Below are 14,176 nucleotides of genomic sequence, written 5' to 3'. Positions count from 1 at the left end.
AGGAGAGTCAGTGCTGATAGGCGAGCTGTCACAACGGACCGGAGTAGCGGCCCGGATGCTGCGGTACTACGACGAGCAGGGCCTGTTGCGCCCCGACCGCGACAGCAGCGGATACCGCGTGTACACACCCGACGCCCCGCACGTCGTCGCACGCATCCGGGGCATGCTCGCGGCCGGGCTCAACACCGACGCCATCCGCCAGATGCTGCCCTGCGCCACCGGCGCCGGACCGGGAATCGAGCCGTGCCCGGAGGTGCTGCGCACGATGACCACGCACCTGGAACGGATGGACGCGGACATCGCCGATCTGCACCGCCGCCGAGCCGCGCTGGCCGCATACCGTGACGCGACCCAGGCACGACAGGAGCAGACGCGCGGACACTGAAGAGCATGGGCCGCCCTCCACCGCTCCCGCCGGACACACAGCCGCCGCGGACAGTTCTTCAAGACCACGAGATGTCCGTCCTCAGATCCTCAGGATCCAGTGTCTCGTGTGTCCAAGGTCAGAGGCCAAGGCCCGAGTTGCATTCAACAGCGCCCCCACCTCATCGACGGATGCCTCTCCCAAGTGGCTCTCTCGCTCGACACGACAACTCAACGGAAAGGTCAGTGACAAAGCTCTATTAGGGGCTGAGAGAACAGCTTTTAGGGGTGGGTCCCCTCTGGTGAGCGGTGGGTTTCGTGGCTTCACTCAATGGTGATCCGGTAGCCGGACGATTCGGCGACGGGTACCCGCAGAACGTGCGTCTGCCCGCGACGAAAGGACACCGAACGTCATGACGGCACCGTCCACCCCGACCAGCGCCTGGGTCCGGCGCTTCCACCCGGAGCCGGAAGCTGCGACGCGGGTGATCTGCTTTCCGCACGCAGGTGGTTCGGCCACGTTCTACTTCCCGGTCGCCCGAGCCCTGTCGCCCGCCGTGGACGTACTCGCCATCCAGTACCCCGGCCGCCAGGACCGGCGAGTCGAACCCTGCATCGACGACATGGACACCCTTGCCGACCTCATCAGCGAGGAACTGAGGCCCTGGCTCGACCGACCCTTCACGCTGTTCGGCCACAGCATGGGCGCCACGCTGGCCTTCGAGGTCGCCCTCCGGTTGGAGCGGAGCGGAAACACCGCGCTGGGGCTGTTCGCGTCCGGCCGGCGCGCGCCCTCGCGTCACCGCGACGAACAGGTCCACCTCGCGTCCGACGACCGGCTGATCAGCGAGATCAAGCGGCTGGAGGGTACCGAGTCCCGGGTCTTCGAGGACGAGGAGATCGTGCGGATGATCCTGCCCGCCGTACGCAGCGACTACCGGGCTGCGGAGAGCTACCGCTACCGGCCAGGACCCGCGTTGAGCTGCCCCGTCACCGTTCTCACCGGCGACCGCGACCCGCACGTCACCCTGGACGAGGCCGAGGCGTGGCGGGAGCACACCACCGGCCCCTTCCGTCTTAGGGTCTTCCCGGGTGGGCATTTCTTCCTCAACTCCCATGCCCAGGCCGTGATGCGGGAGATCACCGGCCTGATCGACGGCTCGGCCGAGTAGGGGCCCGGATGCCCGAAGAGACCGAGAGCCCCGGCTTGGGGGACACACGGCACGCTCACGGCCGGGGCGCTGCCCTGCACGCGCTGCGGGAGACCGTACGGGGGCGGTCCGTCGAACGGGCGACCGCCACCCAGCACGCCAAAGGAAAACTGACGGCCCGTGAGCGCATCGAACTTCCGCTGCCCAAACACGGCAACCCGCCGATGTGACCGGGACCTGGGCGGACGCCGACGAGGAGAGACGAGGGGAGGGGCCGGGGCGCACGGGCGCTCCAGCCCCTCCGGTCGTCGGCAGCCTCCAGCCCCGCCGGTCGGCAGGAGGCTGCCGGACAGCGCCTCAGGCGGCTCCCCGGGCAACTGAGGGCTCCTGCTCGCCCCCCTCGCCGCGAGGCTCGGCGTCGGGCACCCGCTTCGGCATGAACAGCAGGGCCAGCACCGCGGCGACCACGGCGATACCGCCGCACACCGCGAGCAGGGACTGCATCGCCTGCACAAAGGCGTCCTGCACGGTGCGCACGACGGCGGGGCTGCCCAACTGCTTCCCCACCGCCACACCGGCGCCGACGCTGCGCCGCGCGGCCTCCTGGGCCTCTTGGGGTACGTCGGTCAGCTTCAGATGCGACCGGTAGGTCGCGTTGGCGATTGTGCCGAGCACGGCTACACCGACCGCCCCGCCCACCTGACGCAGCGCCGAGACGACGGCGGAGCCGACGCCGGAGCGTTCCTTGGACAGGGAGTTGATCGCTGCCGCCATGGTCCGGGTCATGGCGAGGCCGAGGCCCAGCCCGGTGATCACGAGCCAGACGGCGACGTACCCGTAGTCGGAGGAGAGGGATGTCCTGGTGCCCATGAACAGGCCGATCGCGACCAGGACGAAGCCGGCCGTGGGTACCGCGCGGGGGGCGGCCTCGGGGGAGCTGCGGATGACGGCGGCGCTGACCAGTACCCCGCCGATCAGCGGCAGCAGGCGCAGGCCCGTGCCGAGCGCGTCCGTCCCGTCGACCGCCTGGAAGTACTGGGGCAGGGCGAAGATGAGCCCGAACATCGCGAAGCTGACGACGGTGCCGAGGATCGAACCCCACACGAAGCCGGCGTTGCGGAACAGGGACAGGTCAAGCAGGGGATCCCGGGAGACCGAGACCCGGATCTCCCACAGCACGAAGACGACCAGCAGCACCAGGCCGCCGATCAGTGGCAGCAGGGCCTGGGGGTCGCTCCAGCCTTTCTCGCCGGCCTCGATCGCACCGTAGACGAGGGCGACCAGACCGACACTGGAGAGCAGTACGCCCAGGAAGTCGATGACGCCGTGTTGCGAGCCCCGTGAGGACGGCACCAGGCGGGCCACGGCGAGCAGGCCCAGGGCGACGAGCGGCACGTTGATGAGGAAGACGGAGCCCCACCAGAAGTGGTTGAGCAGGGCACCGCCGATGATCGGACCGAGCGGGAGGCCGAGTGACTGGGTGACGGCGATGACACCGATGGCCTTCGCCCGTTGGTGCTCGCCCTCGAAGATGTCCAGGAGTACGGAGGTGCACAACGGCACCAGGAAGGCCGCGCTGATGCCGAGCACCGTCCGAGCCGCGATGAGCATGCCCGCGGAACCGGAGTAGGCGCACCACAGCGAGGCCAGGCCGAACAGGAGCAGCGACGCCATCAGCATGGTCTTGCGGCCGAGCCGGTCTCCGAGCAGACCTGCGGGCAGCAGCAGGGCGGCCATGGCCAGAGTGAACGCGTCGACGAACCACTGCAGGTCGCTGGTCGACGCGTCGAGTTCCGTACTGACCGTCGGCAGTGCGACGTTGAGGATCGTGGCATCCACACTGACGGTCAGGAGACTTAAGCCGATCGCCGCCAGGGCCCACCAGCGACGGGAATCCTCGTTACTCACCGTGTCCTTCTCTCCGTCGGTTGTCGTCTGCGGTCGGGGCACCCGGCGCGGGACCGGCGTCGGGTGGCGTCTCATCAGGGGTGAAGGTGTCGCGCACGGCGTCCCAGCGCTTGAGCAGCGGTTCCGCTTCGACGTTGAGCCACTCGAAGACCCGGTGCGCCTCGCGCAGACGCTCCGCCCGGCGCGCGCCCTGCGGGAACAGGCCCAGCCCCTCGTCCGTGATGTCGGAGAAGGAGGCGATGCTCTCCAGCCGTCGGCGGAGCATGGCGGCCCAGGCGTCCGGGGCGACGCGGTAGTACGTGGAACGGTCGCCGCTGCGCGTGACCGCCTGGATCATCCGAGCCTCGGTCAGCAGGCGCAGTGCGCTGGTGAGGGACGCCCGGCTCGCGTGCACGGCGGCCGCTATCTGGGCGGGGTTCTGCTCCGGCGGATCGCTGACCATCAGCCAGGCCAGCGTCCGCCCCATGATCGGGGGCCAACCGGACTGCTGCATGAACCAGGTGCCGACCTGCTCGACCCATTCCTGGACTCTCGCCGCGTCGTTGTCCTGTTCCCGGACTCTCGCCGCGTCGGTGTCCTCATCGCCGCCGTCGGACGACATCATGATGCACCACCTCCTACAGCCAATGCTGATGACTGTAAATTTCAGTCATGACTGTAATCAGTGAAACGGGAGGAGTGCAAGGACGCGCGCCGTGCTCACCCCGCTGTCCGCAGCCCCTTCCGGTTCTTGCGGCCGAGCCAGCCGCTGCTCACGAGCTGCTCCAGGAGCGGCGACGGAGCGAAGTCCGGCTCGCCGAACTCGGCGTACAGCTCCCGCTGGATGGCCAGCGAGACGTCCAGTCCGATGGCGTCGAGCAGGGCGAACGGACCCATCGGGTGACCGAAGCCCCGCTCGACAGCGGTGTCGATCCCCTCGGCGCTCGTGCCGTGCCGGTCCAGCAGGGTCAGCGCCCGGCCGAGGTAGGGAAACAGCAGGTAGTTGACGATGAATCCAACCCGGTCCCGACAGTGCACCGTCGTCTTGCCCAGCCGCGCGCAGACCGCCTGCGCGGTGGCGACCGCCTCGTCGGTGGTGTCGTCGGTGCGCACGAGTTCGACCAGCCGCATCACCGGCGCCGGGTTGAAGAAGTGCATCCCGACCACCCCCGCGGCATGTCCGGCCGGCTCGGAGCACGCGGTCACCGAGAGGCTGGAGGTCGTTGTCGCGAGCAGCACGCCGGGCTTGCACTCCGCGCCCAGCCGGGCGAAGAGCGCCCGCTTGACGTCGAGGTCCTCCACCACCGCCTCGATCACCAGGTCGCAGTCGCTCACCGCGCGGAGGTCGTCGCTGCCGCCGAGCAGGTCCAGCGCCGCGGCCTTCGTCGCGGGAGCGACCCGGCCCCGCAGGACACCGCGGGACAGCGACTCCTCGATCTTCGCCAGGGCCTGGGACACCTTCTCCTCGCTCCGCGCCACCAGGACCGTCGGGAAGCCCGCGACCGACGTGATCTCCGCGATGCCCCGGGCCATCGTCCCCGACCCGACGACGGCGATCCGGTCCACACCGGCCGCCTTGCCCGGTACGGCGACGGACTCCCGCGCGTCCACGGGCCGCCCGGAGCCGTCGTACACGTAGAAGCCGTGGCCGCTCTTGCGGCCGAGGCGCCCCTGCTCGACCAGCTCGCCCAGCAGTCCGGTGGGCCGGAAGGAGGCGTCGCCGGTGCGCCGGTGCAGGTCCGTGAGCGTGGCCACGGCCGAGTCGAGCCCGATGCGGTCGAGCAGCTCCAGCGGTCCGAACGGCAGGCCGCAGCCCAGGCGCATGGCGGTGTCGATGCCGTCCCTGCTCGCGCCGCCCCGTTCGTACAGGGACGTCGCGCGGTTGAGGTAGGCGTACACCAGGGCGGTGGCGTCGGTGGCACAGCGGCTGTCCACCGTGACCGGCGTCAGACCGAGGTCGCCCACCAGCGTGTCCACGGAGGCCGCGGTGTCCTGCGAGGTCATCGTCGTGCGTACCGCCTCGACCGGTCCGCCGGGACCAGGCGGGGCGAGGAAGCGCAGGCCCATGGTGTTCCCGGGGCGGCCGGAGAGGGCGGCGAGCCGGGTCAGCGGCACGGACGCCGTCGTACTGACCACGACCGTCTCGGCGGGGCAGACGGTACGGAGGCGGCGCAGCACCTCGGTCTTGACGGCCTCGTCCTCGCCGACGGCCTCGACGACCAGGTCGGCGCGGCTCAACAGACCGATGTCGCCGGTGAGGGTCACGCCGTCGGTGCCGGCAGTTTGCAGCTGACCGTTCAGCCGTGCCAGGACGGAGGGGTCGATGTCCACACCGATCACCTCGCGGGGCGCGTCCCGCAACAGTGTGAGCAGCGCGGATCCGATCGTCCCCAGACCGATGACCCCTATCACGGGCGTCTGTTGTGTCATGACTGCGGTGACTCCCCTCGCGGCCGAGGGGTGGCCGCCGTTTCGCGGAAGCGGTTGATGGCGTCGACGTGCCGCGCGCGCTTCTCATGGTCGCGGACGCCGAGACCTTCCTGGGGGGCCAGGCACAGGACGCCGACCTTGCCCTGATGGAGGTTGCGGTGCACGTCGTATACGGCCTGTCCGGTGTCCTCCAGGGAGTACACCCTGGAGAGGGTGGGGTGGATCTTGCCCTTCGCGATCAGCCGGTTGGCCTCCCACGCCTCGCGGTAGTTGGCGAAGTGTGAGCCGATGATCCGCTTCAGTGACATCCACAGGTAGCGGTTGTCGTACTCGTGGCTGTAGCCCGAGGTCGAGGCACAGGTGACGATCGTGCCGCCCTTGCGGGTGACGTACACGCTCGCGCCGAAGGTCTCGCGGCCCGGGTGCTCGAAGACGATGTCGACGTCCTCGCCGCCGGTGAGTTCGCGGATGCGCTTGCCGAACCGCTTCCACTCGCGCGGGTCCTGATGGTGCTCGTCCTTCCAGAACTTGTAGCCCTCGGCGTTGCGGTCGATGACGGCTTCGGCGCCCATGGAGCGGCAGATGTCGGCCTTCTGCTCGCTGCTGACGACGCAGACGGGGTTGGCACCACCGGCCAGCGCGAACTGGGTGGCGTAGGAGCCGAGTCCGCCGCTCGCGCCCCAGATGAGGACGTTGTCGCCCTGCTTCATGCCGGCGCCGTTGCGGGAGACGAGCTGGCGGTAGGCGGTGGCGTTGACCAGGCCCGGGGAGGCGGCCTCCTCCCACGACAGGTGGCCGGGCTTGGGCATGAGCTGGTTGGACTTGACCAGGGCGATCTCGGCGAGGCCGCCGAAGTTGGTCTCGAAGCCCCAGATCCGCTGCTCGGGGTCGAGCATGGTGTCGTTGTGCCCGTCGGAACTCTCCAGCTCGACCGAGAGGCAGTGCGCGACGACTTCGTCGCCGGGCTGCCAGGCGTTGACCCCGGGCCCGGTGCGCAGGACCACGCCCGCCAGATCGGACCCGATGACGTGATACGGCAGGTCGTGGCGGGCGGCCGGCTCGGACGTCGCGCCGTATCGCTCCAAGAAGTGGAAGGTGGGCAGCGGTTCGAAGATCGCGCTCCACACGCTGTTGTAGTTGACCGAGGAGGCCATCACGGCCACCAGGGCCTCACCCGGGCCGAGTTCGGGCACCGGTACCTCGTCGAGGTGCAGCGACTTGCGGGGGTCCTTGTCGGCCGGAGCCATTCCTTCGAAGAGACCGACCTCGTCCTTCCTGACGGTGACGGCGCGATAGGAGTCCGGTATTCGCAGTCCGGTGATGTCCGCGCTCGTCGCGCGGTCGGCCAGAATGGCGCTGATGATTTCTTCCACGCGTTTCCCCACAGTTGCCGAAGAGTTGCACGGATGAGTAATCCCGCCCTCCCCGCGGACGGGTCGGCCTCGGCGTGAGTGCGGGTCCGCGCCACGCTAGTGAGCGCGAACGGATCGGGACAACCCCTATGCCCAAGGGGTGAATTGACCTAGGGGAAGGGCCTGGCGGGGCAGGCGGACCAGGGGTACGCCGAAGAGCCCCCGGCACTAGGAAGCGCGCCCGTGGTGACGGGAAGTCGAAGACGCCCGGGGCGGGGTGTGCGGAGGGGGCGATAGGGGTGGCTAAGGGGGTGCCGAGGGGTGCGCTCGACGTAATCCTCGGCATCGGTCAGTTGTGGCCGAGATTTGAAGAGCGTAACGGCCGGAAAACATGAGCCCGGTGCGCTACGGCGCGTCGCCCTGACGTCCGCCGACGGGGCGGACCATCCCCTGTACGAGCCAGAACGGTGTAAGGGCGCGGCTGGACAGAGGGGCCTCGCGTCGGGTCCTTGAAGGCGCTACGCTGGGGCTGACAGCGAGTGTCAGGGTTGCGACACGGGGGCGATGATGCACTCTTGGCTCGATCAGTGTCTGTGGGGACATCGAGATAGATGCCTGGGGTATGTGGATTTTCCCCGCCCGAATAGCTGATGTCCCGTCAAAAACATGTGCGGCGCGCCGAGCGCACCGACATGTTGCTGTTCTCTTCTCGTGATGTGGGTTTTCTTGACCCATCATTGAGAATGCAGCCCTGCCCTTGAGCGCGTAAACGTTATGTGAACTCACGGGGTGTCCAAAAAGGATGATACTGGTCAATCGTGAAGTGGAACTTGGGCTGCTGACCTCCGGACTCGCGGAATGCGCGGCTGGACGGGCCAAGATGATCGTCGTGGAAGGCGGCGTGGGCTGCGGCAAGAGCGAGTTGCTGGACACATTCACGGAATTCGCCGCCGAACAGGGAGCGGCGGTCCTCAGAGGCATGGGCATACGCTCAGCCTCCGACCAACCTCTCGCGCTGCTGCGCCAGTTGCTGGGCCAGGTCCCGGGATGGGTGCCCTCCGAACCGGGCGTCGCGGAGCAGGAGTTCGGTGATGCCCTCCACCGACTGGCAGGCCGGGGCCCCGTAGTCGTCTGCGTGGACGACGCGCAGTACGGCGACAGCCGGTCGCTCCACTACTTATTACAGGCGGCGGGCTTCACTCGATCCGCGCGGATCCTGCTCGTGTTCGGGGACAGCCTGCATCTCCCGCACCGGGATCCGATGATCAAGACGGAGCTGCTGCGGCAGTCCAACTCGCTGCGGATCCGGCTGGGTCCGCTGAGCAAGCACGGCACGGCCGCGATGCTCGCCGCGCAGGGGGGCGACGCCGCGGACCGTCCCCTCGTGGACCGGCTGCACTTCGTCACCGCCGGAAACCCGCTGCTCCTGCGCGCGTTGTTGGAGGAGTGCCGCCCGAGCACCGCCGGGTCCGGGGTCGCGGACGAGATCGAACCCATGGAGGGCGGGCTCTACGGTCAGGCGGTCCTCGCCAGCCTGTACCGCAGTGGCCCGGCCGCCCTGGAGCTGGGGCACGCGCTCGCTGTCCTGGACGAGCCGAGGGCCACCGAGATCCTGCCCCGGCTGGTCGACCAGCCCTCGGCGCTGATCGACCAGAACCTGCAGGCTCTTACCGCGGCCGGAGTGATCGCCGGCACCGCGTTCCGCCACCAGGCCGCCGTCGCGACCGTCCTGGCGGACCTGCCGCCCGGCCGCGGTACCACCCTGCACCGCGGGGTGGCCGTGGCCCTGCACTCCGCCGGATATCCGGCATCGGTGATCGCGCGGCACCTGCTCAAGGCGCGCAGCGCCGTCGAACCCTGGGAACTCATCGCGCTGCGCAACGCGGCGGAGGAAGCACTCGCCGAGGACGACGCCGTACTGGCCATCGACTGTCTCGAACTGGCCTACGGTGCCTGCCCGGACCCGGTCCAGCGGATCGAGATCAAGATGCGGCTGGCGCTGATCACCTGGCGCACCAACCCCGCGGCCGCGGAGTACCGCCATCTCCCCGAACTCCTCAGTGCCATGCGGCAGGGCGAGTTGTCGCCGACGAGCCTCGGCATGCTCGGCAAGTTGCTGTCCGCGCACGGCCGCATAGAAGAGGCGATGGAAGTCCTTCGACTGGGCGACGACGCGTTGTTCGAAGCCCACCGACCCGTCCCCGGCATCCACCCCACCATCGCCTCGATGTGGGTGCGCCACGGATTCCACGGCGTGGACTTCCCCGACAGCGGCCACCGCGGCGACGCGGCGGAAGGGCCGGCCGTCCCCGGCTCTCCGGTCAACGGTTCCGTCCCCGGCATACCGCTGCTGAGGAAGTCCGCGGAGGACGTGCTCATCGACGCACAGGACTGGAGCGGTTCCGCGGAGAACTTCCTGGAGATGTGCTCCCTCACCGACTCGATGGTGGCCCCGGTGTGCAGCGCGCTCAAGGCGCTGCTCTACTCGGACCAGGTCGAGGCGGCGGCGCAGTGGTGCGCGAAGATGCTGGACGAGGCCACCCGCCGCAACATCCCGGGCTGGCAGGGCCTGTTGGCCACCGTCCAGGGGATGATCGCCCTGCGGCAGGGCAGGTTGGAGGAGGCCGTCGCCAGCGCGTCCCTGGCGCTGGAAGTGGTGCCCGAGCGCAACGGCAGCGTGCTGGTCTGCGGCACCTCCTCCATCCTCGCCATGGCGTACACCGAGATGGGGCGTTACGACGCCGCGGTGCGCCTGCTCGACCAGCCGGTGTCCCAGGACTGGTTCGGCAGCGTGTACTGGCTCGGCTATCTGCGGGCGCGCGGGCACTTCCATCTGGCGACCAACCGCTCGCATGCCGCTCTGTCGGACTTCCTGAGAATCGGGAAAATGGCCGGCAGTTGGGGGATCGACCACCCCATGCTGGTCTCGTGGCGCACCGACGCGGCCCAGGCGTGGCTGCAGCTCGGGGAGCCGTCCCAGGCCCAGCAGTTGCTCGACGCGGAAGTCAGCCAGGACTTCCCCGGGTACGGCCGACTTCGGGGGATCATCCTGCGACTGCAGGCCGCGATTGCGCCTCTGGCGGACCGCGTCCAACTGCTCACCCGAGCCGTCGAGGAGTTCGACGCCGGCAATGACCGGCTGGAACTGGCCAAGGCGCTGGCCGACCTCAGTGAGGCCCACCAGGCGCTGGGCAACCAGACCCGCGCGGATCTGGTCAGGCGCAAGGGCCGGCACCTCGCCGGCGAATGCGGTGCGGAGCCGCTGTACCAGCGCATGGCAGCCGGCGGACGGAACCGGACGGTCGCCGCGAATTCGGATTCCGGCCATGCGCGACCCGAACCGAAACCCGGAGTGGAACTCACCGAAGCGGAGTACCGGGTGGCCTCGCTGGCTTCCTACGGTCACACCAATCGCGAGATATCCCAGCAACTGTATATAACCGTCAGCACCGTCGAGCAGCATCTCACGCGCATATACCAGAAACTACGGATAACGCGACGCCAGGAGATACCGGTCGATCTGTGATGTGCGGGGGAGTATGGATCGCGGAGGGGGTGGCCGCGATCCATACCCCCCTTCGAGGGGTACCCCCTACAAAGACGCCTTGACTCCGAGTTGCGCGAGCATCGTGACGTTGTCGCTGATCGTCCAGTGCTCGACGATCCGCCCGTCCCGTACCCGGCTCATGTTGAGCATCGTCATCTCGAAGGGCCGGCCGGTCGGCGGGACCCCCATGAACTCGATGGTGTGCGTGCCCCGCGCGACGCAGCGCGTGGCCACCAACTCCCCGGTCTGCACGATGTCCTGCACGGTCGCGGTCATGTCCGGGAAGAACGCCTGGGTGAACTGCCACACGCCCAGCCACCCCTCGCGGTCGCGGGGGGTGCCCGGAGGGTGTTCGGCGTCGCCCGCCGTACCGGGCAGATGAATGACGGCGTCCGGGGCGATGAGCTCCCGCAACTTTTCCAGGTCGCCGGAATTGAACGCCTCGTAAAGGCCGGCGATTGTGTCCGAGGGCTGTTGAGCCATCGCGAATCCGTCCCGTCTGAAGAAGAACCGAGAAGAGCTGACCAGAGGCGACAACAGCCGGGAAGTGCGCAGAGCTTGCCGACTGGAAGGCCGAGAAGAGGTCGGCGGAAGTATCGCCCCGTTCACCGCAACGTACTCGCGGTCCCGCGCGACAGGCAACCCCACGACAACTCGCCCGCCCCGACCTCCGGATAGGGGAAATAGGGGCCTCCGGTAGGGGATGACGGGTCCCGGTGGGCCCCGCGTAACGTGCCGAGCGGAAACGGCAAGGCTTCTTCTCACCCCGACGCGAGGTACGGCTTTCCGTGGATTTCGACCTCACCGAAAAACAGCGGCAACGCTACGACGACGTTCTGTCCGAAGTCCGGGAGCGGCTCGGCGAGCCCTCCTCCGGCGAGCCGTTCACGCCTGCCCGATGGCAGGACGCGGCACGGATCGGCCTGACCGGCCTGTGCCTGCCGACCGAGTTCGGGGGCGGCGGTCTCGGCGCGCTGGACACCGCGCTGTGCCTTGAGGCGTTCGGCCGGGGCTGCCCCGACACCGGGCTGGTGTTCGCCGTCTCCGCCCATCTGCTGGCCTGCGCCGTCCCGATCCGCGACTTCGCCGACGTCTCGGTGCGCGGGGAGCTGCTGTCCGGGCTGGCGTCCGGAGAGCTCGTCGCCGCCAACGCCATGACGGAGGACGACGCCGGCTCCGACCTGAGCCGGCTCGCCGTCACCGCCGAGCGGAAGGACGACGGGTACCGGCTGAACGGGGACAAGTCCTTCGCCAGCAACGCCCCCGCCGCCGATGTGCTCGTCACCTACGGCACGAGCGACCGCGGGGCGGGCTTCCTCGGGGTCACCGCCTTCGTGGTGCGCGCCGACCTGCCCGGTGTCCAAGTCGGCGAACTCTTCCGGAAGATGGGGCTGAGCGGCTGCCCCGCGGGGCGGGTCGCGTTCCGCGACTGCGAGGTCCCCGCCTCCCACCGCCTCGGTGCCGAGGGCCAGGGGAGCATCATCTTCCAGCACTCCATGGGCTGGGAGCGCGCCTGTCTGTTCGCCGGCTACCTCGGTCTGATGGAGCGCCAGCTGGAGCAGTGCGTGCAACACGCCAGCGGACGCCGCCAGTTCGGCCGCGGTATCGGCGAGTTTCAGGCCGTGTCGCACCGCATCGTCGGCATGAAGCAGCGCCTGGAAGCCGCCCGACTGCTGCTGTACCGCGGCTGTTGGCTCATGGACCACGGGCGCGAGCACACGATGGCGATCGCCCTGTCCAAGACGGCCGTTTCGGAGGCCGCGGTGGCCAACAGCCTCGACGCCGTCCAGATTTTCGGCGGCTCGGGCTACCTGAGCTCCGCGGGGATCGAACAGCAGCTCCGTGACACGGTACCCGGCACGATCTTCTCCGGGACCACGGACATCCAGCGCGAGATCGTCGCGAGGGAGATCGGCCTGTGAACCTCCACCAGCTCGTCGTCGACACCGCCGCGAAGGAACCCGACCGGCTGGCCGTGGCCGGAGCAACCACTCAACTGACCTACCGGGAACTCGACGTCACTGCCGACGCCCTCGCCCACCGGCTGCGCGCCATGGGCGTCGGACCCGGTGACCGGGTCGTTCTGTGGGCGGACAAGTCGCCGGCCGTCGTGGCCGCGATGCAGGCGGTGCTCCGCCTCGGCGCCGCCTACGTGCCCGCCGACGGCACCCTGCCCACGGCCCGGGTCGCCGCCATGGCCGGCGACTGCTCGGCCGCCGCGCTCCTCGCCCCGGCCGACCGCCTGGAGCGGGCCGCCGCCGCGCTCGGCCCGCGGTGCCCGACCGCCGACCTCGCCCAGGAGCCCGATCCGGCCGCCGAGCCCCTCAGTGTCCTGGTGGCGCCCGACGACCTGGCGTACATCCTCTACACCTCGGGCTCGACCGGCGCCCCGAAGGGGGTGTGCATCAGCCACCGCAACGCGCGCGCCTTCATCGACTGGGCGGTCGAGGAGATCGCCCCCGGACCGCAGGATCGCTTCTCCAACCATGCCCCCTTCACCTTCGACCTGTCCGTCCTGGACCTCTACGCCGCGTTCGCGACCGGCGCCTCGGTGCACCTGATCCCGTCCGAACTCGCCTACGCGCCCGAACAGTTGGTGGAGTTCCTGCATGACCGGCAGATCACCGTCTGGTACTCGGTGCCGTCCGCCCTCACGCTGATGATGCGGGACGGGGGGCTGCTGGACCGCCCCGCCCCCGATGCGCTGCGGACCGTACTCTTCGCCGGAGAGCCCTTCCCGCTCCCGGGTGTCCGCGCCCTCGCGGGATGGACCGACGCACGGCTGCTCAACCTCTACGGACCCACCGAGACCAACGTCTGCACCCGCCACGAGGTCCGCCCCGGCGACCTCGACCTCGACCGGCCGCTGCCCATCGGGACCGCGGTCAGCGGCGACCGGGCCTGGGCCGAAGGCCCGGACGGACAGCGCGTCGCACCCGGCGAGGAAGGCGAACTGCTCGTCGACGGTCCGACGGTGATGCTCGGCTACTGGGGCCGGGAACCGCACACCGGCCCCTACCGCACCGGCGATCTGGTCCGCCCCCTGCCCGACGGATCGTTCGCCTACCTCGGCCGACGCGACCACATGGTCAAGGTGCGCGGCCACCGCGTCGAACTCGGCGAGGTCGAGTCCGTGCTCGCGCTGCACCCGGACGTCGCCGAGGCGGCGGCCGTGGTCGTGGGCAGCGGCATGGACGGCCGACTGGTGGCCTTCGTGGTGCCCGAGCCGGACCGCCGTCCCGGAGTGCTCTCGCTCGGACGGCACGCGGCACAGCGGCTGCCGCGCTACATGGTCGCCGACGAGGTGCGGGTGCTGCCCGAGCTGCCCCGCACTCCGAACGGGAAGGTCGACCGCCTGGTGCTGCGGGCCGCGGCCGAGACCGCGTCCTGCGGTGGTGCCCCGCAATGAGAGAACTCCGCCTCCGGGCAGCCCGGCAAAGTCAGCG

At 69.5% G+C, this 14,176-nt stretch carries 10 protein-coding genes and 1 pseudogene; 6 read left to right on the top strand and 5 right to left on the bottom strand.

Going from position 1 to position 14,176, the window contains the following annotated elements; translation table 11 throughout:
- Positions 1-10: 10 nt before the first annotated feature.
- The 3 genes and pseudogenes from ACFVT5_RS37060 to ACFVT5_RS37050 all read left to right on the top strand — a co-directional run.
- Complete coding sequence (locus tag ACFVT5_RS37060; RefSeq protein ID WP_389897497.1) at positions 11-385, top strand: MerR family transcriptional regulator; 375 nt, start codon at positions 11-13, stop codon at positions 383-385.
- Between the two features lie 391 nt (positions 386-776).
- Entirely contained in the window at positions 777-1,535 is a 759-nt protein-coding gene (locus ACFVT5_RS37055; RefSeq protein WP_389897495.1) for a thioesterase II family protein, read from the top strand.
- 8 nt (positions 1,536-1,543) lie between these two features.
- A pseudogene (locus ACFVT5_RS37050) lies at positions 1,544-1,717 on the top strand (methylmalonyl-CoA carboxyltransferase); the annotation flags it as partial.
- Between the two features lie 154 nt (positions 1,718-1,871).
- On the opposite strand, the gene ACFVT5_RS37045 reads toward ACFVT5_RS37050, so the two are convergent.
- The 4 genes from ACFVT5_RS37045 to ccrA form a co-directional block, all read right to left on the bottom strand.
- On the bottom strand, positions 1,872-3,422 hold the full coding sequence (locus ACFVT5_RS37045) for a DHA2 family efflux MFS transporter permease subunit (RefSeq protein WP_389897493.1): 1,551 nt from the start codon (positions 3,420-3,422) through the stop codon (positions 1,872-1,874).
- Positions 3,415-4,026 (bottom strand): GbsR/MarR family transcriptional regulator, encoded by a 612-nt coding sequence (locus tag ACFVT5_RS37040; RefSeq protein ID WP_389897491.1) that lies wholly within the window; start codon positions 4,024-4,026, stop codon positions 3,415-3,417. Before ACFVT5_RS37040 ends, ACFVT5_RS37045 begins: the two co-directional genes overlap by 8 nt.
- A 95-nt stretch (positions 4,027-4,121) precedes the next feature.
- Positions 4,122-5,831, bottom strand: a complete 1,710-nt coding sequence (locus ACFVT5_RS37035; RefSeq protein ID WP_389897489.1) for a 3-hydroxyacyl-CoA dehydrogenase family protein — start codon at positions 5,829-5,831, stop codon at positions 4,122-4,124.
- Positions 5,828-7,204: a crotonyl-CoA carboxylase/reductase gene (gene ccrA, locus ACFVT5_RS37030; RefSeq protein WP_389897486.1), complete on the bottom strand. Its 1,377-nt coding sequence runs from the start codon at positions 7,202-7,204 to the stop codon at positions 5,828-5,830. The genes ACFVT5_RS37035 and ccrA overlap by 4 nt, the downstream gene beginning before the upstream one ends.
- 781 nt (positions 7,205-7,985) lie before the next feature.
- On the opposite strand from ccrA, the gene ACFVT5_RS37025 reads away from it, so the two are divergent.
- A complete protein-coding gene (locus ACFVT5_RS37025; protein ID WP_389897484.1) occupies positions 7,986-10,709 on the top strand; it encodes an AAA family ATPase in 2,724 nt (907 codons plus the stop codon).
- 66 nt (positions 10,710-10,775) lie between these two features.
- On the opposite strand, the gene ACFVT5_RS37020 is transcribed toward ACFVT5_RS37025, so the two are convergent.
- Complete coding sequence (locus tag ACFVT5_RS37020; RefSeq protein ID WP_389897481.1) at positions 10,776-11,213, bottom strand: ester cyclase; 438 nt, start codon at positions 11,211-11,213, stop codon at positions 10,776-10,778.
- A 305-nt stretch (positions 11,214-11,518) separates the two neighbouring features.
- Between ACFVT5_RS37020 and ACFVT5_RS37015 the strand changes: the two genes are divergently transcribed.
- Together ACFVT5_RS37015 and ACFVT5_RS37010 are read left to right on the top strand one after the other, a co-directional pair.
- Positions 11,519-12,652 carry an acyl-CoA dehydrogenase family protein gene (locus ACFVT5_RS37015; RefSeq protein ID WP_389897479.1) on the top strand — a complete coding sequence of 378 codons (1,134 nt, stop codon included), beginning with the start codon at positions 11,519-11,521 and terminating at the stop codon, positions 12,650-12,652.
- A complete protein-coding gene (locus tag ACFVT5_RS37010) occupies positions 12,649-14,139 on the top strand; it encodes an amino acid adenylation domain-containing protein (RefSeq protein ID WP_389897476.1) in 1,491 nt (496 codons plus the stop codon). The genes ACFVT5_RS37015 and ACFVT5_RS37010 overlap by 4 nt, the downstream gene beginning before the upstream one ends.
- Positions 14,140-14,176 lie beyond the last annotated feature (37 nt).

Origin of the sequence: Streptomyces sp. NPDC058001 (assembly GCF_042886315.1) — a bacterium.
Taxonomy (GTDB): Bacteria; Actinomycetota; Actinomycetes; order Streptomycetales; family Streptomycetaceae; genus Streptomyces.
This window is presented reverse-complemented; position numbering and strand designations above follow the sequence as displayed.